Source organism: Pseudomonas sp. LBUM1659 (assembly GCF_059716045.1).
In genome coordinates this window covers 979598-1005546 of the sequence record NZ_CP166797.1, presented here as the reverse complement: position 1 = coordinate 1005546, position 25949 = coordinate 979598, and the positions used below count along the sequence as shown (strand labels likewise).

30 protein-coding genes are annotated in these 25949 nt (G+C 59.0%); 11 read left to right on the top strand and 19 right to left on the bottom strand.

The window, feature by feature from the left end; all coding sequences use genetic code 11:
* Positions 1 to 49: 49 nt before the first annotated feature.
* The 3 genes from cysN to ACA048_RS04420 all read right to left on the bottom strand — a co-directional run bounded on the left by cysN (position 50) and on the right by ACA048_RS04420 (position 3886).
* Positions 50 to 1948 carry a sulfate adenylyltransferase subunit CysN gene (gene cysN / locus ACA048_RS04430; protein ID WP_497628084.1) on the bottom strand — a complete coding sequence of 633 codons (1899 nt, stop codon included), beginning with the start codon at positions 1946 to 1948 and terminating at the stop codon, positions 50 to 52.
* A gap of 9 nt (positions 1949 to 1957) precedes the next feature.
* Positions 1958 to 2875: a sulfate adenylyltransferase subunit CysD gene (gene cysD, locus ACA048_RS04425; RefSeq protein ID WP_010463281.1), complete on the bottom strand. Its 918-nt coding sequence runs from the start codon at positions 2873 to 2875 to the stop codon at positions 1958 to 1960.
* A gap of 252 nt (positions 2876 to 3127) precedes the next feature.
* Entirely contained in the window at positions 3128 to 3886 is a 759-nt protein-coding gene (locus ACA048_RS04420; protein ID WP_497628083.1) for a Nif3-like dinuclear metal center hexameric protein, read from the bottom strand.
* A gap of 102 nt (positions 3887 to 3988) precedes the next feature.
* Here ACA048_RS04420 and algW point away from each other — a divergent pair, with 102 nt between their 5' ends.
* Positions 3989 to 5149: a Do family serine endopeptidase AlgW gene (gene algW / locus ACA048_RS04415; RefSeq protein ID WP_497628082.1), complete on the top strand. Its 1161-nt coding sequence runs from the start codon at positions 3989 to 3991 to the stop codon at positions 5147 to 5149.
* A gap of 126 nt (positions 5150 to 5275) precedes the next feature.
* Here algW and hisC read toward each other — a convergent pair whose 3' ends face one another.
* From hisC to ACA048_RS04365, 10 genes are all read right to left on the bottom strand, one after another.
* Positions 5276 to 6328: a histidinol-phosphate transaminase gene (gene hisC, locus ACA048_RS04410; RefSeq protein WP_497628081.1), complete on the bottom strand. Its 1053-nt coding sequence runs from the start codon at positions 6326 to 6328 to the stop codon at positions 5276 to 5278.
* Between the two features lie 2 nt (positions 6329 to 6330).
* Positions 6331 to 7656 carry a histidinol dehydrogenase gene (gene hisD / locus ACA048_RS04405; protein ID WP_497628080.1) on the bottom strand — a complete coding sequence of 442 codons (1326 nt, stop codon included), beginning with the start codon at positions 7654 to 7656 and terminating at the stop codon, positions 6331 to 6333.
* 124 nt (positions 7657 to 7780) lie between these two features.
* Positions 7781 to 8416, bottom strand: coding sequence for an ATP phosphoribosyltransferase (gene hisG / locus ACA048_RS04400; protein WP_007942738.1), 636 nt, complete (start codon positions 8414 to 8416; stop codon positions 7781 to 7783).
* A gap of 142 nt (positions 8417 to 8558) precedes the next feature.
* Complete coding sequence (murA, locus tag ACA048_RS04395; protein WP_007942739.1) at positions 8559 to 9824, bottom strand: UDP-N-acetylglucosamine 1-carboxyvinyltransferase; 1266 nt, start codon at positions 9822 to 9824, stop codon at positions 8559 to 8561.
* Between the two features lie 22 nt (positions 9825 to 9846).
* Complete coding sequence (locus ACA048_RS04390) at positions 9847 to 10086, bottom strand: BolA family protein (protein WP_008054378.1); 240 nt, start codon at positions 10084 to 10086, stop codon at positions 9847 to 9849.
* A gap of 113 nt (positions 10087 to 10199) precedes the next feature.
* The gene (locus ACA048_RS04385; RefSeq protein ID WP_497628079.1) at positions 10200 to 10505 is read right to left on the bottom strand and encodes an STAS domain-containing protein; all 306 of its coding nucleotides are present in this window, start codon (positions 10503 to 10505) and stop codon (positions 10200 to 10202) included.
* The gene (locus ACA048_RS04380) at positions 10502 to 11143 is read right to left on the bottom strand and encodes an MlaC/ttg2D family ABC transporter substrate-binding protein (RefSeq protein WP_497628078.1); all 642 of its coding nucleotides are present in this window, start codon (positions 11141 to 11143) and stop codon (positions 10502 to 10504) included. Before ACA048_RS04380 ends, ACA048_RS04385 begins: the two co-directional genes overlap by 4 nt.
* A gap of 11 nt (positions 11144 to 11154) precedes the next feature.
* A complete protein-coding gene (mlaD, locus tag ACA048_RS04375) occupies positions 11155 to 11622 on the bottom strand; it encodes an outer membrane lipid asymmetry maintenance protein MlaD (protein WP_497628077.1) in 468 nt (155 codons plus the stop codon).
* Positions 11622 to 12419: a lipid asymmetry maintenance ABC transporter permease subunit MlaE gene (mlaE, locus tag ACA048_RS04370; protein ID WP_007942748.1), complete on the bottom strand. Its 798-nt coding sequence runs from the start codon at positions 12417 to 12419 to the stop codon at positions 11622 to 11624. Before mlaE ends, mlaD begins: the two co-directional genes overlap by 1 nt.
* Positions 12419 to 13228: an ATP-binding cassette domain-containing protein gene (locus ACA048_RS04365; RefSeq protein ID WP_007942749.1), complete on the bottom strand. Its 810-nt coding sequence runs from the start codon at positions 13226 to 13228 to the stop codon at positions 12419 to 12421. The genes mlaE and ACA048_RS04365 overlap by 1 nt, the downstream gene beginning before the upstream one ends.
* A gap of 276 nt (positions 13229 to 13504) precedes the next feature.
* On the opposite strand from ACA048_RS04365, the gene ACA048_RS04360 reads away from it, so the two are divergent.
* From ACA048_RS04360 to ACA048_RS04315, 10 genes are all read left to right on the top strand, one after another.
* On the top strand, positions 13505 to 14479 hold the full coding sequence (locus ACA048_RS04360; RefSeq protein WP_452624959.1) for a KpsF/GutQ family sugar-phosphate isomerase: 975 nt from the start codon (positions 13505 to 13507) through the stop codon (positions 14477 to 14479).
* Positions 14479 to 15003, top strand: coding sequence for a KdsC family phosphatase (locus tag ACA048_RS04355; RefSeq protein WP_452624958.1), 525 nt, complete (start codon positions 14479 to 14481; stop codon positions 15001 to 15003). Before ACA048_RS04360 ends, ACA048_RS04355 begins: the two co-directional genes overlap by 1 nt.
* A 7-nt stretch (positions 15004 to 15010) precedes the next feature.
* The gene (gene lptC / locus ACA048_RS04350) at positions 15011 to 15583 is read left to right on the top strand and encodes an LPS export ABC transporter periplasmic protein LptC (protein WP_497628076.1); all 573 of its coding nucleotides are present in this window, start codon (positions 15011 to 15013) and stop codon (positions 15581 to 15583) included.
* A complete protein-coding gene (lptA, locus tag ACA048_RS04345; RefSeq protein WP_497628075.1) occupies positions 15570 to 16118 on the top strand; it encodes a lipopolysaccharide transport periplasmic protein LptA in 549 nt (182 codons plus the stop codon). The genes lptC and lptA overlap by 14 nt, the downstream gene beginning before the upstream one ends.
* A complete protein-coding gene (gene lptB, locus ACA048_RS04340; RefSeq protein WP_007942755.1) occupies positions 16118 to 16843 on the top strand; it encodes an LPS export ABC transporter ATP-binding protein in 726 nt (241 codons plus the stop codon). Before lptA ends, lptB begins: the two co-directional genes overlap by 1 nt.
* 183 nt (positions 16844 to 17026) lie before the next feature.
* Complete coding sequence (locus ACA048_RS04335) at positions 17027 to 18520, top strand: RNA polymerase factor sigma-54 (protein ID WP_497628074.1); 1494 nt, start codon at positions 17027 to 17029, stop codon at positions 18518 to 18520.
* A 74-nt stretch (positions 18521 to 18594) separates the two neighbouring features.
* On the top strand, positions 18595 to 18903 hold the full coding sequence (gene hpf / locus ACA048_RS04330; protein ID WP_007942757.1) for a ribosome hibernation-promoting factor, HPF/YfiA family: 309 nt from the start codon (positions 18595 to 18597) through the stop codon (positions 18901 to 18903).
* 12 nt (positions 18904 to 18915) lie between these two features.
* Positions 18916 to 19380 carry a PTS IIA-like nitrogen regulatory protein PtsN gene (ptsN, locus tag ACA048_RS04325; RefSeq protein WP_497628073.1) on the top strand — a complete coding sequence of 155 codons (465 nt, stop codon included), beginning with the start codon at positions 18916 to 18918 and terminating at the stop codon, positions 19378 to 19380.
* A gap of 2 nt (positions 19381 to 19382) precedes the next feature.
* Positions 19383 to 20240: an RNase adapter RapZ gene (rapZ, locus tag ACA048_RS04320; RefSeq protein WP_497628072.1), complete on the top strand. Its 858-nt coding sequence runs from the start codon at positions 19383 to 19385 to the stop codon at positions 20238 to 20240.
* Positions 20241 to 20255: 15 nt separating this feature from the next.
* Positions 20256 to 20531 (top strand): HPr family phosphocarrier protein, encoded by a 276-nt coding sequence (locus tag ACA048_RS04315; protein WP_497628071.1) that lies wholly within the window; start codon positions 20256 to 20258, stop codon positions 20529 to 20531.
* 8 nt (positions 20532 to 20539) lie between these two features.
* Here ACA048_RS04315 and ACA048_RS04310 read toward each other — a convergent pair whose 3' ends face one another.
* The 6 genes from ACA048_RS04310 to pmbA all read right to left on the bottom strand — a co-directional run bounded on the left by ACA048_RS04310 (position 20540) and on the right by pmbA (position 25891).
* Positions 20540 to 21433, bottom strand: coding sequence for a ZIP family metal transporter (locus tag ACA048_RS04310; protein ID WP_497628070.1), 894 nt, complete (start codon positions 21431 to 21433; stop codon positions 20540 to 20542).
* 30 nt (positions 21434 to 21463) lie between these two features.
* Positions 21464 to 22075, bottom strand: coding sequence for a superoxide dismutase (locus ACA048_RS04305; RefSeq protein WP_497628069.1), 612 nt, complete (start codon positions 22073 to 22075; stop codon positions 21464 to 21466).
* Position 22076: 1 nt separating this feature from the next.
* Complete coding sequence (locus ACA048_RS04300) at positions 22077 to 22505, bottom strand: DUF2753 family protein (RefSeq protein ID WP_497628068.1); 429 nt, start codon at positions 22503 to 22505, stop codon at positions 22077 to 22079.
* A gap of 27 nt (positions 22506 to 22532) precedes the next feature.
* Complete coding sequence (locus ACA048_RS04295; RefSeq protein WP_497628067.1) at positions 22533 to 23909, bottom strand: class II fumarate hydratase; 1377 nt, start codon at positions 23907 to 23909, stop codon at positions 22533 to 22535.
* Entirely contained in the window at positions 23902 to 24297 is a 396-nt protein-coding gene (locus ACA048_RS04290) for a FagA protein (protein ID WP_497628066.1), read from the bottom strand. The genes ACA048_RS04295 and ACA048_RS04290 overlap by 8 nt, the downstream gene beginning before the upstream one ends.
* A 247-nt stretch (positions 24298 to 24544) precedes the next feature.
* Positions 24545 to 25891, bottom strand: a complete 1347-nt coding sequence (pmbA, locus tag ACA048_RS04285) for a metalloprotease PmbA (protein WP_497628065.1) — start codon at positions 25889 to 25891, stop codon at positions 24545 to 24547.
* Positions 25892 to 25949 lie beyond the last annotated feature (58 nt).

The following is a 25949-nucleotide window of genomic DNA, read 5'->3' as shown; positions in this document are numbered from 1 at the left end:
AACCCGCCGAGGATCACTCATCGGCGGGTTTTTTATTAACGGCTAATGCTTAGATCGCGCCGCGTTGACGCAGCAAATCCAGCACCTGCTTGACGCTTTCTTCCAGCGACAGCGACTGAGTGTCGACTACAAGGTCAGCATCCAGCGGCACATCGAACGGGAAGGAATCGCCCGGGATGTTATCCCCGGCTGCCGCGTACAGACCTTGCGGGTCACGCTCGGCGCAAACAGTCGGCGACGCCTGAACGTAAACGGTCAGCAAACGCTCTTTGCCGATCAGTTCCCTGGCCTGCTCACGACCTTCAGCACTTGGCGCAACGAATGCAGCCAGGGTCAACAGACCGGCTTCGTTGAACTGACGCGCAACGTGCGCCGCACGACGCCAGTTCTCGGTACGCCCGGCGCGATCCTGTGGCAGGCCTTTGTTCAGGTCATGACGCAGGTTCTGGCCATCCAGCACAAACACCGCACGGCCCATGTCGAACAGCTTGCGTTCAACCGCGTAGGCCAGGGTGCTTTTGCCCGCGCCCGACAGGCCGCTGAACAACACGGTGGCCGGTTGCTGGCCGAAGCGCTGGGCGCGTTCTTCGGTGGCGACGTGAGCCAGCTTGCCATGGTGCGTAGCGCTGCCATGCGCGACTGGCTGAGCGATGATCATGCCGGCGGCGACAGTACCATTGGTCAAACGATCAATGACGATGAACGAGCCGGTGGTGCGGTTACTCGCATAGCCGTCCAACGCGATCGCCGCGTCGAGGCTGATCTTGACCCGACCGATCTCGTTCAGCTGCAAGGCGCTGGCCGGACCTTCTTCCAGGGTGTTCACGTCAACACGGTTGACGATGCTGGTGATCGAACCCGGCACGTACGTCGTGGCGCGCTTGATGTCGTATTTCTTGCCTGGCAGCATTGGTTCTTCGGCCATCCACACCAGCATGGCGTCGAAGGCGTCAGTCACTTGCGGCAGGTTATCGGCGTGCACCAGCAAGTCGCCGCGGGAGATGTCGATTTCGTCTTCCATGGTCAGCGTCACCGCTTGACCCGGACCTGCGTGCTCCAGTTCACCTTCGAAGGTGACGATGGATTTCACGCGGCTGCTCTTGCCCGACGGCAGTACCACGACTTCGTCGCCCTTGTGCACGACGCCGCTCGCCAGGGTGCCGGCGAAACCACGGAAGTTCAGGTTCGGACGGTTGACGTACTGCACCGGGAAACGCAGGTCGGTGTAGTTGCGATCATTGGCGATCTCGACGCTCTCGAGAATCTCCATCAGAGACTGGCCGGTGTACCACGGCGAGCGCTCGGACTTGTTCACCACGTTGTCGCCCTTGAGCGCCGACATCGGCACGAAGGCCATGGTGGTCGGCTTGAAGGCGATGCCTTCGGCGAACTTCAGGTAATCGGCCTTGATCGACTCGAACACGCTTTGATCAAAACCATTGATGTCCATCTTGTTGACGGCCACCACGATGTGTTTGATGCCCAGCAACGAGGCGATGAAGCTGTGGCGACGGGTCTGGGTCTGCACGCCGTAGCGGGCGTCGATCAGGATGATCGCCAGGTCACAGGTGGAGGCACCGGTGGCCATGTTGCGAGTGTACTGCTCATGGCCGGGGGTGTCGGCGATGATGAATTTGCGCTTGGCGGTGGAGAAATAGCGGTACGCGACATCGATGGTGATGCCCTGCTCACGCTCTGCCTGCAGGCCGTCGACCAGCAATGCCAGGTCGATGTCATCGCCGGTGGTACCGACTTTTTTCGAGTCGCGGGTAATGGCTTCCAGGTGATCTTCGTAGATCATTTTGGAGTCGTGCAGCAGGCGCCCGATCAGGGTGCTCTTGCCGTCGTCGACGTTGCCACAGGTCAGAAAGCGCAGCATTTCCTTGCGTTCGTGCTGGCCCAGGTAGGCGAGGATGTCCTCGCTGATCAAATCAGATACGTGCGACATGACAACCCCTTAGAAATAACCCTGACGTTTCTTTTCTTCCATCGAGCCTGCGCCATCGTGGTCGATGACCCGGCCCTGGCGTTCGGAAGTTCGCGTCAGGAGCATTTCCTGAATGATGTCGGTCAGGCTGGTCGCCTCGGACTCGACCGCACCGGTCAGCGGGTAGTCACCCAGCGTACGGAAACGGACCTTCTTCTTGACGATGCGCGCCTTGTCTTCATCGCTCAGGTGATTGAGCAGGCGTTCGTCGTCGATCATGATCCAGGTGCCATTCATCTCGATGACGTCGCGTTCGGCGGCGAAATACAGCGGCACAATCGGGATGCCTTCGAGGTAGATGTATTGCCAGATGTCCAGTTCCGTCCAGTTCGACAACGGGAACACACGAATGGATTCGCCCTTGTTGACGTTGCCGTTGTAGACGTTCCACAGCTCCGGACGCTGATTTTTCGGGTCCCAGCGGTGCTTGGTGTCGCGGAAGGAATACACGCGCTCTTTGGCACGGGATTTCTCTTCGTCGCGACGAGCGCCACCGAAAGCGGCATCGAAACCGTACTTGTCGAGGGCCTGCTTGAGGCCTTCGGTTTTCATGATGTCGGTGTGCTTGGCACTGCCGTGGGTCAGCGGGTTGATGCCCTGCGCGACGCCATCGGGGTTGACGTGTACCAGCAGGTCCAGGCCCAGTTCTTCGACCATGCGGTCGCGGAACGCGTACATTTCCTTGAACTTCCACCGGGTGTCGACGTGCATCACCGGGAACGGCAGCTTGCCCGGGAAGAATGCCTTGCGCGCAAGGTGCAGCATCACGGCGGAGTCTTTACCGACGGAGTACAGCATCACCGGGTTATCGAACTCGGCGGCGACCTCGCGGATGATGTGGATGCTTTCGGCCTCCAGCTGTTTCAGATGCGTCAGTTTGTCGACCATGGCTACTCACGAAAACGATCTTATGGACGGCCAGCGGGCCGTGTTCGAGCGAGGAATCCTAGCACAGCGACCTCTTCTAATCAGGACGCCAGCTAGATCGAAAGAGTATATGAATATACCGGCCAGTTCGGGCGCTGAAGCACCCTGTGGGAGCGGGCTTGCTCGCGAATGCTGACTTCCATTCAACATTAATGTCGTCTGATATACCGCTTTCGCGAGCAAGCCCGCTCCCACATTTTGATCCGTGGTGGGTCAGATCGGATTCGGGCAATCGATGAAGATGTGTTCGAGGGCAAATCGGCGCGCCAGATAATCGCCCAACGCTTGCACACCATAACGCTCGGTGGCGTGATGGCCGGCGGCGATGAAGCTGATGTCGTTTTCCCGGGCGCTGTGAAAAGTCTGCTCGGAGGCCTCGCCACTGAGGTACAGATCGACACCGGCCAAAACCGCCTGATCGATATAACCCTGGCCGCCACCGGTGCACCAGCCTACCCGGCGAATCGTCGCGCTGCCTTCGATCAGCAGCGGCTCGCGACCCATGACTTCCTGGACACGACGGGCGAAATCACGCGGTGTCATCGGCTCGTTCAACGAACCGACCAGACCGACGACTTTAAGGTTCTCCGGATCCAGCGGGCCTTCGACGGTGATATCCAACTGCCGGGCCAACTGCACGTTGTTACCGACTTCCGGGTGCAGATCCAGCGGCAAATGGTAGGACAGCAGGCTGATGTCGTGCTTGAGCAAGGTTTTCAACCGACGCTGCTTCATGCCGGTGATGCACGGGTTTTCGCCCTTCCAGAAATAACCGTGATGCACCAGCACCAGATCGGCCTGGGCTTCGACGGCAGCGTCCAGCAGCGCCTGGCTGGCGGTGACGCCACTGACAATGCGCATCACTTGCGGCCGACCTTCGACCTGCAAGCCATTGGGGCAGTAATCGGCAATTTTGGCGCAGGCGAGGTAACGGTCGGCTTCTTCGACCAGGGTGCTCAGGGCGACGGCCATAAAAGACTCCTAAATATCCCGTTCAGAGGCGCGCGTGGCCTCGTATAATGCGCGACATTATGGGCGGTCTCATACCGCCTGCAACCTTTCAGGACGTGCTTAATGCTCAAGGCGCTGCGTTTTTCCGGCTGGCCGCTGTTGGCCGGCGTGCTTATCGCTCTTTTGATAATTCAGCGTTACCCGCAGTGGGTCGGGCTTCCAAGCCTCGACGTGAATTTGCAGCAAGCACCACAAACCACCAGCGTGCAACAGGGGCCGGTGTCTTACGCCGACGCCGTCACCACGGCCGCGCCGTCGGTGGTCAACCTGTACACCACCAAAGTCATCAACAAACCGAGCCATCCGCTGTTTGAAGACCCGCAGTTCCGCCGCTTCTTCGGCGACAACTCGCCCAAGCAGAAGCGCATGGAATCGAGTCTCGGCTCCGGCGTGATCATGAGCCCGGAAGGCTACTTGCTGACCAACAACCATGTGACCATGGGTGCCGACCAGATCGTGGTGGCGCTCAAGGATGGCCGCGAAACCCTGGCCCGTGTGATTGGCAGCGACCCGGAAACGGACCTCGCGGTCCTGAAGATTGATCTGAAGAACCTTCCTTCCATCACTGTTGGCCGTTCCGACAACATCCGCATCGGTGACGTGGCGTTGGCCATTGGCAACCCGTTCGGTGTCGGCCAGACCGTGACCATGGGCATCATCAGTGCCACTGGGCGTAACCAGTTGGGCCTGAACAACTACGAAGACTTCATCCAGACCGACGCCGCGATCAACCCTGGCAACTCCGGCGGTGCGCTGGTGGACGCCAATGGCAACCTGACGGGCATCAACACCGCGATTTTCTCCAAGTCCGGCGGTTCGCAAGGCATCGGGTTTGCGATCCCGGTCAAACTGGCCATGGAAGTGATGAAGTCGATCATCGAACACGGCCAGGTGATTCGCGGTTGGCTGGGCATTGAAGTACAGCCGTTGAGCCAGGAACTGGCGGAGTCGTTTGGTCTGTCAGGACGTCCGGGGATTGTGGTCGCGGGGATTTTCCGGGATGGTCCGGCGCAGAAGGCCGGCCTGCAATTGGGAGATGTGATTCTCTCCATCGACGGTGAGCCAGCGGGTGATGGGCGCCGTTCGATGAACCAGGTTGCGCGGATCAAGCCGATGGACAAGGTCACTATTCAGGTGATGCGCAACGGCAAAGAGCTGAAGCTTACCGCCGAGATCGGCCTGCGCCCGCCACCAGCACCGGTCAAAGAGAAAGAAGAAGAGTAAGTGATTGATCGTTTCCCACGCTCTGCGTGGGAATGCCGCCATGGACGCTCTGCGTCCACTGTGACGCGGAGCGTCACGGGATACATTTCCACGCAGAGCGTGGGAACGATCAGTCAGAGGGGTCTTTTAGAGGTCGCCGAGGCCGTCGATCAGCGCCTGATTCTGCTCAGGTGTGCCGATGGAAATCCGCAAAAACTGGGCAATCCGCTCCTGCTTGAAGTGCCGAACGATCACACCTTGCTCACGCAACTTCGCCGCCAACCCGGCCGCATCGTGCTTTGGGTGACGGGCGAAAATGAAGTTCGCCGCCGACGACAACACCTCAAAGCCCTTCGCCTCCAGTTGCCCGACTACCTTGTCACGGCTATCAATGACCAACCGGCACGTCTTGTCGAAGTACTCGCGATCCTCGAACGCCGCCGCAGCCCCTACAATCGCCAGACGATCCAGCGGGTAGGAGTTGAAGCTGTTCTTGATCCGCTCCAGCGCTTCGATCAAATCCGGGTGCCCCACCGCCAGGCCTACCCGCAGGCCGGCCAGCGAGCGGGACTTGGACAGGGTCTGAGTCACCAGCAGGTTCGGATAACGGTCCACCAGGCTGATCGCCGTCTCGCCGCCGAAGTCGATGTAAGCCTCATCCACCACCACGACAGAGTCTGGGCTGGCTTTAAGAATTTGCTCCACAGCGTCCAGCGCCAACAGGCAACCCGTCGGGGCGTTCGGGTTGGGGAAGATGATCCCGCCGTTCGGTTTGGCGTAGTCCGCCGGGTTGATCTGGAACTGCTCGTCCAGCGGGACCGCGTCGAATTTGATGCCATACAGCCCGCAGTAAACCGGGTAGAAGCTGTAGCTGATGTCCGGGAACAACAGCGGGTTTTCGTGTTGCAATAAGCCGTGAAAAATGTGCGCCAGGACTTCATCGGACCCGTTGCCGAGGAACACTTGATTGCTCTGCACGCCGTAATACTTGGCCACGGCTTGCTTGAGCAGATCGCTGTTCGGATCCGGGTACAGGCGCAGGTTGTCGTTCAATTCGGTCTGCATCGCCGCCAAGGCTTTGGGCGAGGGACCGTACGGGTTTTCGTTGGTGTTGAGCTTCACCAGTTTCGCCAGCTTCGGCTGCTCGCCCGGCACGTAAGGCACCAGATCCTTGACGAACGGGCTCCAGAATTTACTCATGCTCAGTTCCCCTGCTTGTCGTCAACGATGCGGTATTCGGCGCTACGGGCGTGGGCGGTCAGCGACTCGCCACGGGCCAGCACGGAAGCGGTCTTGCCCAACTCGGACGCACCTTGTTCGGAGCAGAAGATGATCGAGGAGCGCTTCTGGAAGTCGTAGACACCCAATGGCGACGAGAAACGCGCGGTGCCGGAAGTTGGCAACACATGGTTCGGACCGGCGCAGTAGTCGCCCAGCGCCTCAGAGGTGTGGCGCCCCATGAAGATCGCGCCTGCGTGACGGATGTGCGGCAACCAGGCTTGCGGATCAGCGACCGACAGCTCCAGGTGTTCCGGGGCAATGCGATTGGCCACTTCGATGGCTTGTTCCATGTCGCGGACCTTGATCAGCGCACCACGGCCATTCATCGAAGTTGCGATGATCTCGGCACGTTCCATGGTCGGCATCAATTTGTTGATGCTCGCGGCAACATTGTCGAGGAACTCGGCATCCGGACTGACCAGAATCGCCTGGGCGTCTTCATCGTGTTCGGCCTGGGAGAACAGATCCATGGCGATCCAGTCCGGATCGGTCTGACCGTCGCACACCACCAGAATCTCGGACGGGCCGGCGATCATGTCGATACCGACCTGACCGAACACGTGACGCTTGGCGGTGGCGACATAGATGTTGCCCGGGCCAACCACTTTGTCGACCTTCGGCACGCTTTCAGTGCCGTAAGCCAACGCGGCAACCGCTTGCGCGCCGCCGATGGTGAATACGCGATCAACACCGGCAATGCAGGCCGCGGCCAGCACCAGTTCGTTGATTTCACCGCGAGGGGTCGGCACCACCATGACCACTTCGGTCACGCCAGCCACTTTGGCCGGGATCGCGTTCATCAACACCGAGGACGGGTACGACGCCTTGCCGCCCGGTACATAGAGACCGGCGCGGTCCAGCGGCGTGACCTTCTGGCCCAGCACCGTGCCGTCGGCTTCGGTGTAGGTCCAGGAATCCTGTTTCTGTTTTTCGTGGTAGCTGCGCACGCGGGCTGCAGCTTTTTCCAGGGCTTCGCGCTGAGGCACGGTGATCCGGGTCAGCGCCAGTTCCAGACGTTCGCGCGGCAGGATCAGGTCGGCCATCGAGGTGACTTCCAGGCCATCGAACTTCTGGGTGAATTCCACCAGCGCCGCATCGCCACGCTCGCGCACGGCTTTGATGATGTCCAGCACCCGCTGATTGACCGAGTCGTCAGACACACTTTCCCAGCTCAGCAGATGATCCAGATGATGTGCGAAATCCGGGTCAGCAGCGTTGAGTCGGCGAATTGCAGTCGGTGCGGTCATAGCGAGAGCCTCATAGGAATGGCAAAAACTCAGGTGCCCGAAGCTACCATCGATCCGCTTGGGCACCTGAGAATTCTGGCTATGAGGCGGATAGACGGGCGCGACTTAACGTCGCGCAGGTAAATCAGCCGCGGTGTCGAGACTCCACTGCCTTGCGCAGGGTGTCGATCAACGCCTGGATTCGGGCGTGCTGCATTTTCATCGAAGCTTTGTTGACGATCAGCCGGGAGCTGATGTCGGCAATGAAATCCTGGGGTTCCAGGCCATTGGCGCGCAGGGTGTTGCCGGTGTCGACCACGTCGATGATCTTGTCCGCCAGACCAATCAGCGGCGCCAGCTCCATCGAGCCGTAAAGCTTGATGATGTCGACCTGGCGACCCTGCTCGGCGTAGTAACGCTTGGCAACGTTGACGAACTTGGTCGCCACCCGCAGGCGGCCCTTAGGCTCGACATCGCCAACACGGCCGGCGGTCATCAGCTTGCAGAGGGCAATTCGCAGGTCCAAAGGCTCGTACAGGCCCTGGCCGCCATATTCCATCAGCACATCTTTACCGGCGACGCCGAGGTCCGCGGCACCATGCTCGACGTAGGTCGGCACATCGGTGGCGCGTACGATCAGTAGACGAACGTCAGGCTGGGTCGTGGGGATGATCAGCTTGCGGCTCTTGTCCGGATTCTCGGTTGGCACGATGCCCGCTTCAGCCAGAAGCGGCAGGGTGTCGTCAAGAATGCGGCCCTTGGACAATGCGATGGTCAACATGGGAAACGTCAGTCCTTATCAAGGTACTCATGCCCGGTCGCAAACGGCGCCGGACATACTTCGAGGCTTTCTCAACAATGAAAAGACAGCCTCGATTTGAAACGAATTCAACGGGCACGTCCCTGTGCCCATGCAGCAGAAACTAGCCCGGTACGCGGCGGATCTTGGCGCCGAGCATTTGCAGTTTCTCTTCGATGCACTCGTAACCACGGTCGATGTGGTAGATGCGGTCGATCAGGGTGTCGCCTTCAGCGATCAGCGCCGAGATGACCAGGCTGGCCGAAGCACGCAGGTCGGTGGCCATGACGGGCGCACCTTTGAGCGTCTCGGTGCCAGTGACGATGGCGGTGTTGCCTTCGACCTGGATCTTGGCGCCCATGCGGTGCAGTTCGTAAACGTGCATGAAGCGGTTTTCGAAGATCGTCTCGATCACTGCGCCCGTGCCTTCGGCAATGGCGTTGAGGGAGATGAACTGCGCTTGCATGTCAGTCGGGAACGCCGGGTATGGAGCGGTCCGCACGTTGACGGCTTTTGGCCGTTTGCCGTGCATGTTCAGCTCGATCCAGTCTTCGCCGCAGGTGATTTCAGCGCCCGATTCCTTGAGTTTCTCAAGCACGGCTTCAAGGATGGTCGGATCGGTATCCTTGACCTTTACACGGCCGCCGGTCACGGCAGCAGCGACCAGGTAAGTACCGGTTTCGATTCGGTCGGGCATCACTTTGTAAGTGGTGGTGTGCAGACGCTCGACGCCATCGATGGTGATGGTGTCGGTGCCAGCGCCGGAAACCTTGGCACCCATGGCGTTCAGGAAGTTGGCCAGGTCGACCACTTCTGGCTCGCGTGCGGCGTTTGCCAACACACTGCGACCCTTGGCCAGGGCAGCGGCCATCATGATGTTTTCGGTACCGGTCACGCTGACGGTATCGAAGAAGAAGTTCGCGCCGCGCAAGCCGCCTTCTGGCGCCTTGGCCTTGATGTAGCCGCCTTCGACGTCGATGACCGCGCCCATGGCTTCAAGGCCACGGATGTGCAGGTCAACCGGACGCGAACCGATGGCGCAACCGCCAGGCAGTGCGACTTCGGCTTCGCCGAAACGGGCAACCATCGGGCCCAGTACCAGGATCGACGCACGCATGGTTTTAACCAGTTCGTACGGTGCGATCAGGGTCTTGATGGTGCGCGGGTCGATTTCGACGCTGAGCTTCTCGTCGATCACCGGCTCAATGCCCATGCGACCGAACAACTCGATCATCGTGGTGATGTCGTGCAGGTGCGGCAAGTTGGCCACGGTCACCGGGCCATCACACAGCAGGGTGGCAGCCAGGATCGGCAGGGCAGAGTTCTTTGCCCCGGAGATGCGGATTTCGCCATCAAGACGAACGCCACCGGTAATAATCAATTTATCCATAAGAATCTCGACGCCCTTGGGCTCAGGTGCGCTCGGCCCAGGCCGCGCTGCTGAAAAATTTCATAGTGACCGCATGGATGCTGCCATCGGTGATCCATGGGTTCAAATGGGCATAGATCTGCTGCTGACGCTTCACCGGGCTCAATGCCGCCAGTTCATCGCTAATCACGTTCAGCTGGAAATTGCAGCCTTCGCCCTCGACTTCTACTTTCGTTCCGGGCAGCTTTCCTTCAAGGAAGCTCTTCACTTCTACGGCCTGCATGCTCAACCTCAATCGGCGCCCTGTGCGCACGGGTCGGACATCATACAAAAAAGCCCCGCGCCTGCGAACCCCGCTAAGCAGGACTCTGACGGGGGGCTTCTTTATAGATGCGGTCAGGGGTGCGCCAACAGCTCGGTCAATTCGCTGACCTGAGCGATTTCACGCATGTCTTCGGGCATCGCGCGAATGCTCAGCGCCTTACCGGCCGCCTCTGCATCACGCATGAAGCACAGCAGCAGCGACAAGCCGACGCTGCTGGATTTCAACACTGCCGAACAATCGACTACCAGTTCAGTAGCCGTGCTGGATTTGATCAACGCCTGCCCCTGCTTGCGCAGATCCGGGCCGGTGCGATAGTCCAGCATGCCACTCAACTGCAGCTCGCCGGATTCGCTCATGCGAATGGCCGACACACTCATTGGGCGTTTGTCTCGGTGGATGCCTTGGCTTTGGCGACTTCCCCGGCCCAACCGTTGATGGTCTTGTCCAGGTCGTTGCCATTGCGCTGCATCGCATCAGCGAACTGATCACGGAACAGCTTGCCGATGTTGATCCCGTTGATGATCACGTTGCGCAGCTTCCACTCGCCATTGATCTTTTCCAGTGTGTAAGACACAGGATAGATCGCGCCGTTGCTGCCTTTGACGGTCATGCCAACGCTGGTGCGATCGCCGGACTCGTCTTTGGCGGGATCAACAGTGATGCCCTGGTTGTTGTACTCAAGCAAAGCATTGCCATAAAACTGGAACAGACCCTTCTTGAAGTTTTCTTCAAAGGTTTTCATCTGCGCCGGCGTGGCTTTCTTTGAGTACTTGACCGTCATGATGCTCTTGGAAATACCCTCGGCATCCACCACAGGTCCGACGATCGTGTTCAGTGCCATATAAAAGTCCTGCGGGTCTTGCTTGTACTTCTCTTTGTTGGCCGTCAGATCGGCCAGCATCCGGTTGGTGGTGTCCTGTACCAGATCGTGCGCGGAAGGCGCCGCTACGGCGTTAGCCATCAACGGCAGTGCCGCGAGTACTACTAACAGGCCACGTCGCAAGGTAGAGATCATTCAAAAGCTCCTCATTTGGCGTCTTTGCTTACGGTATTGAGCAGAAATTTACCGATCAGGTCTTCGAGCACCAGCGACGACTGGGTGTCGTGAATGGTTGCACCATCCTTGAGCAAGGCTTCTTCGCCGCCTACGCTGATACCGATGTACTTCTCGCCCAACAGGCCAGCGGTCAGAATAGATGCAGTGGAGTCAGTCGGCAGATTATCTACGCGCTTTTCCAGTTGCATGCTCACCCGACCGGTGAAGCTGTCGCGGTCCAGATCGATCGCTGTGACCTTACCGATAGTCACACCGGCCATGGTCACTTTGGCTCTGACAGTCAAACCGGCGATATTGTCGAAGTACGCATAAAGTTTATACGTGTCGGTGCTCGGACTCGGGGACAGGCCACTGACCCGCAAAGCCAGCAACAGCAAAGCCAGGATGCCAGCCAGCAAGAAAAGGCCGACACCGATTTCCAGGGTGCGGTTTTGCATCAGAAATCTCCAAACATCAAAGCGGTCAGAATAAAGTCCAGGCCGAGAACAGCCAAAGAGGCATACACCACGGTCTTGGTAGTGGCACGACTGATCCCCTCGGAAGTGGGCTCACAGTCATAGCCTTGGAATACGGCGATCCAGGTCACGACGAATGCGAAGACGATGCTTTTGATGATGCCGTTGAGCACATCATCAGTGAACGTCACGCTGTTTTGCATATTCGACCAGTAAGAGCCTTCATACACACCCAGCCAGTCGACTGCCACCCACGAGCCACCCCAGATACCCACCACGCTGAAGATCATCGCCAGCACCGGCAGGGAAATGAAGCCGGCCCACAGCCGCGGAGCAACAATGTATTTGAGCGGGTCGACACCAATCATTTCCAGACTGGACAACTGTTCGGTGGATTTCATGTTGCCGATTTCGGCCGTCAGCGCCGAACCGGCACGCCCGGCGAACAACAATGCCGTCACAACGGGACCCAGTTCACGCAGCAGCGTGAGCGCAACCATCTGCCCGACCGCCTGCTCCGAGCCGTAGCTCGACAGAATGTTGAAGCCTTGCAGCGCCAGCACCATCCCGATGAACACCCCGGAGACCACAATGATCACCAGGGACATCACGCCCACTGAATGCAGTTGCTTGATCAGCAGGCCAAAACCGCCGCCGATGCCACCGCGACCGAGCAAGGCATGAAACAGGAATATCGTCGAACGACCGAACACCGCCAGCACATCGATGCCGGCGTGGCCAAACCGGCGCACGCGTTCTATTAATGAAATCTTGCGCATCAACGCTTCCCCAGAAGATCTGCGCGGTAATCCGTCGCTGGAAAGTGGTATGCGACCGGACCGTCGGGTTCGCCGGTCATGAATTGACGGATCCGAGGCTCCTGCGAGTTCATCAATTCCTCGGGAGTCCCCTGCCCCAATACCTGACCTTCACCGACGACATAGATGTAGTCGGCGATGCTCGCGGTTTCAGCCAGATCGTGGGAGACCACGATACTGGTGATGCCCAACGCATCGTTGAGCAGGCGGATCAGGCGCACCAGCACGCCCATTGCGATGGGGTCCTGGCCGACAAAGGGCTCGTCGTACATGAGGATCTGCGGGTCGAGGGCAATCGCCCGGGCTAGCGCAACACGACGCTTCATGCCGCCGGACAATTCGTCAGGCATCAGATCGATGGCACCACGCAAGCCCACGGCCTGCAATTTAAGCAGGACGATGTCACGGATCATTTCTTCCGGCAGCTCGGTATGAACGCGCAGCGGGAAGGCGACGTTCTCGAACACGTCCAGGTCGGTAAACAGGGCGCCGCTCTGGAACAGCACACCCATGTGCTTGCGCGCATCGAACAGATCACTGCGCGACAACTTCGGCAGGTTCTGGCCGTTGACCCAGACTTCGCCCTTTGTTGGACGCAATTGTGCGCCCATCAATCGCAACAGTGTGGTTTTGCCACACCCGGAAGGCCCCATGATGCCGGTGACCTTGCCGCGCGGGATACGGATATCGACGTTATTGAAAATGCTGCGCGTACCGCGCTTGAAGGACAGTCCCTTCAGCTCGACCGCGTAGGCGTTATCGGCACTCATCTAAACTCCTTGCGATGCAGCCTCTCACTCGGACGCCTGACTCTCTGACGAAAGCACATACCTCCCCGGGCAGGCCGAACTGGCCGCGAACTATATCACTGCAAAGGCCCAGCGCCCAAGGCCAAAGCCAGCCCATATTCTGTAACATCATCGGCAAAAAGCCTTGTTTAGAGGGGATTGCGTCACCGGGAATGACAAAGCGCAACGAACTTGCGTGAGGGTTTTGATCATTACCGCTATAATCGCCGCCTTTCATCAGGCTATACGATTTCTGACATGAGCCAATCCAGTGACCTGATTCAATCAGCACAACGCACCATCCGCCTCGAACTGGAAGCCGTAGAAGGCTTGCTGCCCCACATCGACGCAGATTTCGTACGCGCTTGCGAGATGATTCTGGCCAGCAAAGGCCGCGTGGTTGTGGTCGGCATGGGTAAATCAGGACACATCGGCAACAAGATCGCCGCGACCCTGGCCAGCACCGGCACCACGGCTTTTTTCGTCCACCCGGCCGAAGCCAGCCACGGCGACATGGGTATGATCACTCGGGATGACATCATCCTGGCCCTGTCGAACTCCGGCTCCACCAATGAAATCCTGACCTTGCTGCCCCTGATCAAGCGTCTCGGCATTCAATTGATCAGCGTGACCGGCAACCCGGATTCCCCGCTGGCCAAGGCTGCCGAGGTCAACCTCAACGTTCACGTCGAACACGAGGCCTGCCCGCTGAACCTGGCACCCACCTCCTCCACCACGGCCGCGCTGGTGATGGGCGATGCCCTGGCTGTCGCGCTGCTGGAAGCTCGTGGCTTTACCGCTGAAGACTTCGCCTTTTCCCACCCCGGTGGCGCGCTTGGCCGCCGCCTGCTGTTGAAAGTGGAGAATGTCATGCACGCCGGGCAAGATTTGCCACAGGTTCAGCGCGGTACCCTCCTTAAAGACGCATTGATGGAAATGACCCGCAAGGGCTTGGGCATGACCGTCATTCTGGAAGCTGATGGCAAGCTGGCCGGGATCTTCACCGACGGTGACTTGCGTCGCACACTGGATCGCAGCATCGACATCCACAGCGCCACCATCGAACAGGTCATGACCGCTCATGGCAAGACCGCCCGCGCCGAAATGCTCGCCGCCGAGGCCCTGAAAATCATGGAAGACCACAAAATCAACGCGCTGGTGGTGGTCGACAGCGAAGACCGTCCGGTCGGCGCCCTGAACATGCACGACTTGCTGCGTGCGGGAGTAATGTAATGAACACGGACCTGCTGCAACGCGGCCAACAGATCAAACTCGCGGTGTTCGACGTCGATGGCGTGCTGACCGACGGGCGCCTGTACTTTCTCGAAGACGGCAGTGAATTCAAGACATTCAATACGCTCGATGGCCAAGGCATCAAGATGCTGATGGCAGCGGGAGTGCAGACCGCTATCATCAGCGGCCGCAAAACCCCGGTGGTCGAACGGCGAGCGAAAAACCTCGGCATCCCCCACCTTTATCAGGGGCGCGAAGACAAACTGGTGGTGCTGGACGAGCTTCTGGCTCAACTCAACCTAAGCTATGAACAAGTGGCCTACCTCGGTGACGACCTGCCGGACCTGCCGGTGATTCGCCGCGTCGGCCTGGGCATGGCGGTAGCCAACGCCGCCAGCTTCGTGCGTGAAAACGCCCATGGCATTACCGTTGCCCGAGGTGGCGAGGGTGCCGCTCGCGAATTCTGCGAATTGATCCTGCGCGCCCAGGGCCGCCTCGATGCGGCCAACGCTGCGTACCTGTGAGCCCACTATGCTGAGCAAAAAGTTTCGTAACATCCTGCTATTCAGTTGCATCGCCGCGCTGTTCGCTGCGGTCGGCTACTGGAACATCAGCCCGGAACGCTTCCTCGACAAACCTGTGGTCAAGGCCGATGAAAGCGCGATCGACTATTACGCGACCAACGCCCACAGCGTGCAGTTCCTGCCGGACGGCAAATTGCAGTACGAAATGACGTCCGACAAGGTCGAACACCTGAAAGCGTCCGAGGTCACATTGCTGACCAATCCGGACCTGAACATGTTTCGCGGCACCGAGTTTCCCTGGCACGTTCAGAGTGAACACGGGGAAGTCAACCCGGACGGCACCCAGGTCGAGCTGATCGATTCGGTACGCATCACCCGCTTCGACGAAAAAAACCGCAGGACCCTGATCACCACCACCCGTATGACTGTGTTCCCGCAGCAGCAATATGCGCAGACCGATCAACCCGTTAGTATCGACGGCGCTGGCGGTGTATCGACAGGCATCGGAATGAAAGCGTACTTGAAAGAAAGCAGGATACACCTGCTATCTAACGTAAGAGGACAGTATGAGGCTCGTTAAAACCCTCCCTATTTTGCTCAGTCTGGGCGCAGCACTGGGAAGCGTGAGCGCCTGGGCTCTGCCGAACGATCAAGAGCAGCCTATCCGCATACAAGCCGACGACGCCCAGCTGGACGACAAGAACGGCGTTGCTACCTATACGGGCGACGTGATCATCACCCAGGGTTCGATGAAGGTTACCGGCAATAAAGTGACCATGACCCGCACCCCGGCGGGTGACATCGACGTGGTGACCTCGGTGGGCAATCTGGCCTACTTCGAGCAACTGCAAACTGCAGGCGACCCCAAACCTGTCCAGGGTTGGGGGGTGACCATCCAGTACCTCGCCGCGCAAAATCGCGTAGTACTGATCGACAAGGCAAAGGTTATCGACAAGGACAACAACATCACCCAAGGCGAGAAAATCGTCTATGACACCGAGAAAAAGCTTGCCAGCGCCGGTCGCGCTACCGGCAGCAAGGTGACCGAGTCGCGTCCGCGTATCGACATGGTGATCCAGCCGAAGAAAAAAACCGACGAGCAAAAGGCCCCGTAATGGCAACTCTGAAAGCTCAGCATCTGGCCAAGAGCTACAAGAGCCGCCAGGTCGTGCGTGACGTCAGCCTGTCGATCGACAGCGGTCAAATCGTCGGCCTGCTGGGTCCTAACGGCGCCGGCAAGACCACCTGCTTCTACATGATTGTCGGCCTGGTGCAGGCCGATCAGGGCCGTGTGCTGATCGACGATCTGGACGTCAGCCACCAGCCAATGCACGGTCGCGCAAAGGCCGGTATCGGCTATTTGCCGCAAGAAGCGTCGATCTTCCGCAAACTATCGGTCGCCGACAACATCATGGCGATCCTCGAGACCCGCAAGGAACTCGACAAGGCCGGGCGTCGCAAAGAGCTGGAAAGCCTGCTGCAGGAATTCCACATCAGCCACATCCGCGACAACCTCGGCATGAGCCTGTCGGGTGGTGAACGCCGCCGCGTCGAAATCGCCCGGGCATTGGCTACCAACCCGAAATTCATCCTGCTCGACGAACCCTTCGCCGGCGTGGACCCGATTTCGGTCGGCGACATCAAACAGATCATCTACCATCTCAAGGCCAAGGGCATTGGCGTGCTGATCACTGACCACAACGTCCGTGAAACCCTGGATATCTGCGAAACCGCCTACATCGTCAACGATGGCCAGCTGATCGCCGAAGGCGATGCCGCCACTATCCTGGCCAACGACCTGGTTAAAGAAGTCTATCTGGGCCATGAGTTCCGCCTGTAAGCGTTGAGGTGTCTGGCTAGTCGACTGAGCGCTTATCACAGTAAAAATCAACAGGTTTTTATTGTTACAGCGCTCTAGGCAAACACTTCAGTTTCAGGCATATAATTTGCTTATGTTTGGCGCTCCGGCGCCCTGTAGTGGATGGCGCATGTGCGCCGGCGAATAAGGTGTTAAGCCCCTGCCATGAAACCATCGCTAGTCTTGAGAATGGGCCAGCAGCTGACGATGACACCGCAGCTGCAACAGGCCATCCGCCTGCTCCAATTGTCGACCCTGGACCTGCAACAGGAAATCCAGGAGGCCCTGGAGTCCAATCCGATGCTCGAACGCCAGGAAGAGGGCGACGACTTCGACAACGCCGACCCCTTGGCCGACAAAGCCGAGCTGCAACCCAACGCCGACATTCAGGAACCCTCCTACCAGGAAACCGCCCCCACGGTGGACAACCTCGAGGAAGGTGACTGGAACGAGCGCATTCCCAATGAACTGCCGGTCGATACTGCATGGGAAGACGTTTACCAGACCAGCGCCAGCAGCCTGCCGAGCAACGATGACGACGAATGGGATTTCACTACTCGCACATCGGCCGGCGAGAGCCTGCAAAGCCACCTGTTGTGGCAACTGAACCTGGCACCGATGTCCGACACCGATCGCCTGATCGCCGTGACTCTGATCGACTGCATCAACAATCAGGGCTATCTGGATGAAACTCTCGAGGAAATCCTCGAAGCCTTCGATCCGGAACTGGACATCGAACTCGACGAAATCGAAGCCGTCCTGCACCGCATCCAGCAATTCGAGCCGGCCGGTATCGGCGCTCGTAACCTGGGCGAATGCCTGCTGCTGCAATTGCGCCAATTGCCAGCCAATACGCCTTGGCTCGCCGAAGCCAAGCGCCTGGTCAGCGACTACATCGATTTGCTCGGCAGCCGCGACTACTCCCAGCTGATGCGCCGGATGAAGATCAAGGAAGATGAACTGCGCCAGGTCATCGAACTGGTCCAGAGCCTCAACCCGCGCCCCGGCTCGCAGATCGAATCCAGCGAAGCCGAATACGTCGTTCCCGACGTTATCGTGCGCAAGGACAACGAACGCTGGCTGGTGGAACTGAATCAGGAATCAGTGCCACGACTGCGGGTCAACGCCCAATACGCCGGATTTGTACGACGCGCCGACACCAGCGCCGACAACACCTTCATGCGCAATCAGTTGCAAGAAGCCCGCTGGTTCATCAAGAGCCTGCAAAGCCGTAACGAAACACTGATGAAAGTTGCCACCCAGATCGTCGAGCATCAGCGCGGCTTCCTGGAATACGGCGACGAAGCCATGAAACCACTGGTCCTGCATGACATTGCCGAAGCAGTGGGCATGCACGAATCGACGATTTCACGGGTGACCACGCAAAAATTCATGCATACCCCACGGGGTATTTATGAGCTGAAATACTTTTTTTCCAGCCACGTCAGCACCTCCGAAGGCGGTGAATGCTCGTCCACAGCGATCCGCGCGATCATCAAAAAGCTGGTTGCCGCGGAAAATCAGAAAAAGCCGTTGAGTGACAGCAAGATCGCTGGTTTACTGGAGGCACAAGGCATTCAGGTGGCTCGCCGCACCGTCGCCAAGTACCGCGAGTCCCTCGGGATCGCGCCTTCGAGCGAACGCAAGCGGTTGATGTAGAGCCACGCCACAGCGTTCCAGTGGTAGATCATTTGATCTACCGCTTTATGCACTGGCAACGAAGGAGAAGCTGTATGCAAGTCAACATCAGTGGACACCAACTGGAAGTGACCGAACCCCTGCGCGCCTACATCGGCGAAAAACTCGAACGATTAGAGCGGCATTTCGACAAGATCACCAACGTGCAGGTCACGATGACGGTCGAGAAGCTGAAGCAGAAAATCGAAGCCACCCTGCATATTCCCGGCAATGAAGTGGTCGCCAACGCGGAACATACCGATATGTACGCGGCGATCGACTCACTGACCGACAAGCTAGATAAACAACTCAAAAAGCATAAGGAAAAGACCCAGAGCCTCCTCCAGGGTGCGACCGGTCGTTAACACTCCCAACCCATGATCCGACTTGAAAACATCCTGACCCCCGGCCGCTCCCTCGTGAACGTGCCGGGCGGCAGTAAAAAGAAAGCCCTCGAGCAAATTGCCAACCTGATCGCCCGGGAAGTGCCGGATCTGGAGATGCAAGATGTCTTCGAGGCTTTGATTGCCCGTGAAAAACTCGGCTCGACCGGTTTTGGCAACGGCATCGCCATCCCTCACTGTCGCCTGAAGGGCTGCGAGTCACCCATCAGCGCCTTGATGCACCTGGACGCCCCCATTGATTTCGACGCCATCGACGGCGCTCCGGTTGACCTGCTGTTCGTACTGCTGGTCCCGCAAGCGGCTACCGATGCGCACCTGGAACTGCTCCGCCAGATCGCCAGCATGCTCGATCGCAAGGAAGTTCGTGAACGTCTTCGCAGCGCCCCGAGCAACGAAGCCTTGTATCAGGTTGTCCTGGACGAGCAAAACGGTCAGTAATCATGCGCTTGATCATCGTCAGCGGCCGCTCCGGCTCAGGTAAAAGCACCGTCCTCGATGTTCTCGAGGACAACGGCTACTACTGCATCGACAACCTGCCCGCCGGCCTGCTGCCGGAGTTGGCAGAACGCGCACTGATTCATACCGAACTGGCACAACCGCTGGTCGCCGTATCCATAGATGCGCGTAACTTGCCGAGCCACCTTTCGCGGTTTCCCGAACTGCTGGATGAAGTCCGGAGCCGGCATATCAAGTGCGATGTGCTGTACCTGGACGCCGACGTCGAAACCCTGCTCAAGCGTTTTTCCGAAACCCGCCGTCGTCACCCGCTAAGCAACGCCAACCGTTCGTTGGCTGAAGCCATCGAGGACGAAACCAATCTGTTGGGGCCGATCGCCGATCTGGCAGATCTCAAAATCAATACCACCAACCTGAACCTTTATCAGCTACGCGATACCATCAAGCTGCGCCTGTTGAATCAGCCGGAAGCCGGTACTGCGTTCCTGGTCGAGTCCTTCGGATTCAAACGTGGCATGCCGGTCGATGCAGACCTGGTGTTCGACGTGCGCTGCCTGCCCAACCCTTATTGGAAGCCGGAATTGCGCGCTCAGTCCGGGCTTGATCAACCGGTGGCCGAGTACCTGGCGGCCCAACCGGACGTCGAAGAGATGTTCCAGGACATATCATCGTATTTACTCAAGTGGCTGCCGCGCTTTGCCGCGAGCAACCGCGCCTATGTCACCATCGCCATTGGCTGCACCGGAGGACATCATCGCTCCGTCTACCTGACCGAACGTCTGGGCCAGGTTCTGCAACAATCCCTGAAGAACGTCCAGGTCCGCCACCGCGACCTCAGCTAAAGGATTCACACCGCGATGCCTGCTCTGGAAATCGAAATCATCAACAAATTGGGCCTGCATGCCCGCGCTTCTGCAAAATTCGTTGGCGTCGCCGGTGAATTCAAGGATTGCACGATCAGAGTAGGACGCACGCCGGAATCCACGGTCGACGGCAAAAGCATCATGGCCATGATGATGCTCGCTGCGGGCAAGGGCACCAAAATCCACCTGAGCACTGAAGGTGAACAAGCTGACGAAGCGATGCAGGCATTGGTGGATTTGATCAACAGATACTTCGACGAAGGCGAATAAACGTTCGCCTAGGCGAGCGCCGTATCCATCACCATCATCAGACAAAACCCAATCAGCAAGCCAAGACTTGCGAGCTTGTCGTGACCATTGCGTCGTGACTCGGGAATCACTTCATGGGTGACCACTAGCAGCATTGCCCCCGCCGCCAGTGCCAATCCAAGCGGCAACAACAGTTCGGCAAGGCTCACCAGCCACGCGCACAATAGCGCGAACACCGGCTCGACCAACCCTGACGCCGCACCGATCAGGAATGCCTTGACCCTCGACATCCCCGCCCCGGCCAACACCAACGCAATCACCAGCCCTTCCGGGACATCCTGCAACGCGATGCCCATGGCCAGGCTATCAGCATCCGGCATTCCACCTCCCGCCGAGACCCCGACCGCCATGCCTTCAGGAATGTTGTGGGCAATGATCGCAAACACAAATAACCAGATTCGCGGCGGGATGACCGGTCGCTCCAGCGTGCCTACGAGCATTTCCGGCGACGCACCCGACACCTTGCGATCAACCAGGAACAATCCAAACGCACCCAGCATGATGCCGAAACTGATCAGTCCGCTGGCCGTCCAAGGCGTCAGCCCCAGGCTTTCAGCGGCAGAGATCCCCGGAACGATCAACGAAAACGCTGTCGCCGCGAGCATCACCCCGGCCCCGAAGCCGAGCAGCGTATCGCTGACTGTCTGGGGCATCCGTCGAATTACCAGCACAGGCACCGCGCCCAACGCAGTGCCCAAAGCGCAGATCGCCCCGCCTTGCAGCGCGCGCAGTAGTTTCGGCTCGAGGTCCAGCCACGCCAAGCCTTGGGCAACCAATAACGTCATGCCTGCCAGCAGTAACAGCGATCCGAATGCGTAACGAAACATTCGTCCACTTCCGATCGCCAGTGTTTCAGTGCCCATAGCCAGCCTTGGATTGTTTTTGCAGAAGTCTTAAACCAGTGCAGCCTGATAGCGCGTAGCGACTTCAGGCCAATTGATCACGTTGTAGAACGCGTTGATGTATTCCGGGCGACGGTTCTGGTATTGCAGGTAATAAGCGTGCTCCCAGACATCCAGGCCGAGGATTGGCGTATTGCAGTTCATCAATGGACTGTCCTGATTGCCGCTGCTTTCAACGACCAGCGTCTTTTGCGGCGTCACGCTGAGCCACGCCCAGCCGCTGCCGAAACGAGTCAGCGCGGCTTTGGTGAAGGCTTCCTTGAAACTGCTCAGGCCGCCCAGTTGCTCATCGATCGCCTCAGCCAAGGAGCCTTCAGGATTGCCGCCGCCGTTGGGCGCCATCACTTCCCAGAACAGCGAATGGTTGGCATGCCCGCCGCCCTGATTAATCACCGCCGCGCGCAGCTTCTCCGGCAGTTGCTGGACAGCCGACACCAGTTTCTCCACCGGCCACTCGGCAAACTCGGTGCCTTCCACCGCAGCGTTGAGGTTGTTGATGTAGGTCTGGTGGTGTTTGGTGTAGTGGATTTCCATGGTCTGCGCATCGATGTGCGGTTCCAGGGCGTCGTAGGCGTAGGGCAAGGCAGGCAAGGTAAAAGCCATTTCAATGAACTCCATGATGTAGGGGCGCAGGCGAGGCAGCATCGATGTGCAGCAGACGATAGGTGCGCGGGTATTCGCCGTGTTCGCTGATGAAATTCAGCAGTTCGACGTAAGTCTTGCTGCTTTGGCGTAGTGCGGCATCGCGCAGGGCGGGCACCAGACGCGGATCCTGCATGGTCTGCAACAGCCGTTGATGGATCGCGCACAAATACTCGGCGCTCTCCTCCGGCTGGTTCAGACGCAAATGCAGATCCGCCAGGTTGTGGTGGGAAATCACGCAGGCCGTCACCGCTTCGTCGGCATCCGCCCAGCGCTCGAACAACACCTGGGCCAGGGCCAACGCCTGCAAGTAAGCCTCGCGGGCATCGACGTATTCGCCCAGCATGAAACAACGATTTGCCCGTTCGATCGTGCGTTTCCAGTGCTCCATGGTGAGCCTCCAAAGCGGTTGAGGTGGTTACACGCCGCCTGCGGTGAGTTTTTCCGGGTCCAGCAAAACTTCAAGCTGGCTGCGTGTCAGGTCGGTGTGTTCCAGTGCGACATCGAGCACCGGCCGGCCTTGTTGATAGGCTTTCTTGGCGATCTCGGCGGCTTTTTGGTAACCAATGATCGGGTTGAGTGCCGTGACCAGAATCGGGTTGCGCGACAGCGCTTCCTTGAGCCTTGCTTCATTGACCTTGAAGCTGCCGATTGCCTTTTCACCCAGCAGATGACTGGAGTTGGCCAGCAATTCAATGCTGCTCAGCAGGTTCTGGGCGATGATTGGCAGCATCACGTTCAGTTCGAAATTGCCAGACTGACCGGCAATGGTGATGACGGTATCGTTGCCAATCACCTGAGCGGCGACCATCGCGGTGGCCTCCGGGATCACCGGGTTGACCTTGCCCGGCATGATCGAAGAGCCCGGCTGCAAGGCTTCGAGCTCGATTTCACCAAGACCGGCCAGCGGACCGGAATTCATCCAGCGCAGGTCGTTGGCAATCTTCATCAAGGACACCGCCGTGGCTTTGAGCTGCCCGGAGACTGCGACGGCTGTGTCCTGGGAGCCGATCAGCGCAAACAGGTCTGTGCCAGGGGTGAATTGAACGTGGGTCAGCTCGCTCAGCTGTTGGCTGAAGCGCGCGGCGAACTCGGGATGAGCGTTGATTCCGGTGCCCACCGCCGTGCCGCCCTGTGCCAGCGATTGCAGACTCGGCAGCAAATCGTGCAGATGGCCGATGTTGGCCTTGAGCTGTTGCGCCCAGCCGTTAAGCACTTGGCTCATGCGTACCGGCATCGCGTCCATCAAGTGAGTGCGTCCGGTTTTGACGTGGTGATGAACCTGCTCGGCCTTGAGTTCGATCACCTGCACCAGACGCACCAGCGCCGGCAGCAGTTGCTCATGCAAAGCCAGCGCCGCACTGACATGGATAGTCGTCGGGATGATGTCGTTGCTGCTCTGGCCGCAATTGACGTGATCGTTGGGGTTCACCGGCTCGCCGAGCACACGGCTGGCCAGTGTGGCGATCACTTCGTTGGCGTTCATGTTCGAACTGGTGCCCGAACCGGTCTGGAAGATATCCACCGGGAAGTGCTGCATGAAGTCGCCGTTGAGCAGGCCCAATGCCGCCTTGACGATGGCATTGCCCTGGGCTTCGCTGACTTGTTGGAGCTCGACGTTGGCCCGGGCGGCGGCGGCCTTGGCCAGAATCAACGCGCGGACAAACTGCACGGGCATCGGCTTGCCGCTGATCGGGAAGTTATCCACCGCGCGTTGGGTCTGTGCGCCATAGAGCGCGTCCACCGGCACCTGAAGCTCTCCCATGCTGTCGCGTTCGATACGAGTTTTACTCATCGTGGAATCCTTGCATCAGTTCTATGAGGGGAATCGATGGCTGCAACTCGCAGGTCGCCAGCTGCCAGGTGTAGCGTTGCCAACGCTTGAGGCGGCATTGGCACAGAGACAGGCGTTCGAGTTCGCGCAGCGGACGCCATGCCTGATCCAGGCAATAGGTCCGCCAGTGCCACGGCAGCGCGACATCGGCGGCGCTATCGAGCAGCAGACGCAAAGACGTTTCGGCGATGGTCCAGGGTGAGGTCGCCGTGCAACAGGCCAGATACCAGCCTTCAGCCAGGTAATGTTCGATCAGGCGCGGCTCGTCGGGATCCATCGCGCAACGGATCTGGCGGCTCATCCAGCGCCAGCTTTCGAGGTACGGCTGCTCGTGCAAGGCAGAACTCATGATCCGGGCCTATTCGGTAATGAGATTTATTATTAGATGATAATGAGAACCAAAACAACCCCGCAGCTTGCGCTGAACTAATTGTGGGAGCGAGCCTGCTCGCGATTGCGGAGTGTCAGTCGACATCGTTGGTGGATGTTCCACCGCTATCGCGAGCTGGCTCACTCCTACAGGGGGGCCGGTGCAAGGCGCATAAAAAAGGCGCGCCATCCGATGGGATGGCGCGCCTTTTTTGAAGCGGTAAGGTTTAGCTACCCGCCACCGTCATCCGCTCGATCAGTACCGAACCGGTGCGGATGTTGCTGCGCAACTCCAGGTCATTACCGACCGCAACGATCTGTTTGAACATGTCACGCATGTTGCCGGCGATGGTCACTTCCTGCACCGCGAACTGGATCTCACCGTTTTCGACCCAGAAACCCGCCGCGCCTCGGGAGTAATCGCCGGTGACCATGTTCAGGCCCTGGCCCATCAACTCCGTGACCAACAAGCCACGACCCATGCGACGCAGCAACGCGGCCTGGTCTTCATCGCCATGGGTGACGAACAGGTTGTGCACGCCGCCGGCGTTGGCGGTGCTCGGCATGCCGAGCTTGCGGCCGGAGTAGGTGCCGAGGATGTAGGAGACCAACTCACCTTTTTCGACGAACGGTTTTGCGTAGGTCGCCAGGCCATCGCCATCAAACGCGGAACTGCCCATGGCGCGCATCAAGTGCGGACGCTCGTCGATGGTCAACCATTCCGGGAACAACTTCTGACCCAGCGTACCTTCGAGGAACGACGATTTGCGGTACAGACTGCCGCCGGAAATCGCCGACAGGAAGCTGCCGAACAAACCACCGGCCAACTCGGCGGAAAACAGCACCGGCACTTCGCAGGTCGGCACCGGACGCGCGCCCAGACGGCTCGCCGCCCGTTGCGCGGCGCGCTGGCCGATGCTCACCGGGTCGGCCAGCAAGTTGCCCTGGCGATTCACGTCGTACCAGTAATCGCGCTGCATCTGACCATCGGCCTCGGCGATCATCACGCAGCTCAGGCTGTGGCGCGTCGACGCGTAGCCACCGATAAATCCGTGACTGTTGCCGTACACGCGGCAACCCTGATGGGTGCTGAGCGTGGTGCCGTCGGCATTCTTGATCCGGCTGTCAGTGGCAAACGCCGCGGCTTCGCAGGCCAACGCTTGTTCGATGGCTTGCTCCGGCGTGATATCCCATTGGTGGAACAGGTCAAAATCCTGCAGATCGCGAGCCATCAGCGCGGCATCAGCCAGGCCCGAGGCTTCGTCTTCGGAAGTGTGTTTGGCGATGGCCAGCGCCGCAGCGACGGTCTCGCGAATCGCCTCAGGACCGCTCGCCGAGGTACTGGCCGAGCCTTTGCGCTGGCCGACGTACAAGGTGATGCCAAAGCCCTGATCGCGGTTGAATTCGACAGTTTCGACCTCACGCTGACGCACCGACGTCGACAGGCCCTGCTCCAGGGACACGGCAACTTCGCAGGCGCTGGCGCCCTGACGCTTGGCTTCAGCGATGATCTGCTCGACTTGTTCTTGCAGTGCCGGCAACGCTTGTGGGCCGACGCTTTCAACTGCACTCATGCTGTTCTCCACTCAAATTCTGCTTTCGGTATGGCCTTCGAGCGACCGGGCCGGACAA

What these genes read in the sequence shown, in the direction of transcription:
- cysN (WP_497628084.1), bottom strand. Translation starts at nt 1,948, where the DNA reads ATGTCGCACGTATCTGATTTGATCAGCGAGGACATCCTCGCCTACCTG.
- cysD (WP_010463281.1), bottom strand. Translation starts at nt 2,875, where the DNA reads ATGGTCGACAAACTGACGCATCTGAAACAGCTGGAGGCCGAAAGCATC.
- ACA048_RS04420 (WP_497628083.1), bottom strand. Translation starts at nt 3,886, where the DNA reads ATGGCCGTCGCCCTGAGCACCCTGGTCGAAGAAGCCGACCGTTACCTC.
- algW (WP_497628082.1), top strand. Translation starts at nt 3,989, where the DNA reads ATGCTCAAGGCGCTGCGTTTTTCCGGCTGGCCGCTGTTGGCCGGCGTG.
- hisC (WP_497628081.1), bottom strand. Translation starts at nt 6,328, where the DNA reads ATGAGTAAATTCTGGAGCCCGTTCGTCAAGGATCTGGTGCCTTACGTG.
- hisD (WP_497628080.1), bottom strand. Translation starts at nt 7,656, where the DNA reads ATGACCGCACCGACTGCAATTCGCCGACTCAACGCTGCTGACCCGGAT.
- hisG (WP_007942738.1), bottom strand. Translation starts at nt 8,416, where the DNA reads ATGTTGACCATCGCATTGTCCAAGGGCCGCATTCTTGACGACACCCTG.
- murA (WP_007942739.1), bottom strand. Translation starts at nt 9,824, where the DNA reads ATGGATAAATTGATTATTACCGGTGGCGTTCGTCTTGATGGCGAAATC.
- ACA048_RS04390 (WP_008054378.1), bottom strand. Translation starts at nt 10,086, where the DNA reads ATGCAGGCCGTAGAAGTGAAGAGCTTCCTTGAAGGAAAGCTGCCCGGA.
- ACA048_RS04385 (WP_497628079.1), bottom strand. Translation starts at nt 10,505, where the DNA reads ATGAGTGTGTCGGCCATTCGCATGAGCGAATCCGGCGAGCTGCAGTTG.
- ACA048_RS04380 (WP_497628078.1), bottom strand. Translation starts at nt 11,143, where the DNA reads ATGATCTCTACCTTGCGACGTGGCCTGTTAGTAGTACTCGCGGCACTG.
- mlaD (WP_497628077.1), bottom strand. Translation starts at nt 11,622, where the DNA reads ATGCAAAACCGCACCCTGGAAATCGGTGTCGGCCTTTTCTTGCTGGCT.
- mlaE (WP_007942748.1), bottom strand. Translation starts at nt 12,419, where the DNA reads ATGCGCAAGATTTCATTAATAGAACGCGTGCGCCGGTTTGGCCACGCC.
- ACA048_RS04365 (WP_007942749.1), bottom strand. Translation starts at nt 13,228, where the DNA reads ATGAGTGCCGATAACGCCTACGCGGTCGAGCTGAAGGGACTGTCCTTC.
- ACA048_RS04360 (WP_452624959.1), top strand. Translation starts at nt 13,505, where the DNA reads ATGAGCCAATCCAGTGACCTGATTCAATCAGCACAACGCACCATCCGC.
- ACA048_RS04355 (WP_452624958.1), top strand. Translation starts at nt 14,479, where the DNA reads ATGAACACGGACCTGCTGCAACGCGGCCAACAGATCAAACTCGCGGTG.
- lptC (WP_497628076.1), top strand. Translation starts at nt 15,011, where the DNA reads ATGCTGAGCAAAAAGTTTCGTAACATCCTGCTATTCAGTTGCATCGCC.
- lptA (WP_497628075.1), top strand. Translation starts at nt 15,570, where the DNA reads ATGAGGCTCGTTAAAACCCTCCCTATTTTGCTCAGTCTGGGCGCAGCA.
- lptB (WP_007942755.1), top strand. Translation starts at nt 16,118, where the DNA reads ATGGCAACTCTGAAAGCTCAGCATCTGGCCAAGAGCTACAAGAGCCGC.
- ACA048_RS04335 (WP_497628074.1), top strand. Translation starts at nt 17,027, where the DNA reads ATGAAACCATCGCTAGTCTTGAGAATGGGCCAGCAGCTGACGATGACA.
- hpf (WP_007942757.1), top strand. Translation starts at nt 18,595, where the DNA reads ATGCAAGTCAACATCAGTGGACACCAACTGGAAGTGACCGAACCCCTG.
- ptsN (WP_497628073.1), top strand. Translation starts at nt 18,916, where the DNA reads ATGATCCGACTTGAAAACATCCTGACCCCCGGCCGCTCCCTCGTGAAC.
- rapZ (WP_497628072.1), top strand. Translation starts at nt 19,383, where the DNA reads ATGCGCTTGATCATCGTCAGCGGCCGCTCCGGCTCAGGTAAAAGCACC.
- ACA048_RS04315 (WP_497628071.1), top strand. Translation starts at nt 20,256, where the DNA reads ATGCCTGCTCTGGAAATCGAAATCATCAACAAATTGGGCCTGCATGCC.
- ACA048_RS04310 (WP_497628070.1), bottom strand. Translation starts at nt 21,433, where the DNA reads ATGGGCACTGAAACACTGGCGATCGGAAGTGGACGAATGTTTCGTTAC.
- ACA048_RS04305 (WP_497628069.1), bottom strand. Translation starts at nt 22,075, where the DNA reads ATGGCTTTTACCTTGCCTGCCTTGCCCTACGCCTACGACGCCCTGGAA.
- ACA048_RS04300 (WP_497628068.1), bottom strand. Translation starts at nt 22,505, where the DNA reads ATGGAGCACTGGAAACGCACGATCGAACGGGCAAATCGTTGTTTCATG.
- ACA048_RS04295 (WP_497628067.1), bottom strand. Translation starts at nt 23,909, where the DNA reads ATGAGTAAAACTCGTATCGAACGCGACAGCATGGGAGAGCTTCAGGTG.
- ACA048_RS04290 (WP_497628066.1), bottom strand. Translation starts at nt 24,297, where the DNA reads ATGAGTTCTGCCTTGCACGAGCAGCCGTACCTCGAAAGCTGGCGCTGG.
- pmbA (WP_497628065.1), bottom strand. Translation starts at nt 25,891, where the DNA reads ATGAGTGCAGTTGAAAGCGTCGGCCCACAAGCGTTGCCGGCACTGCAA.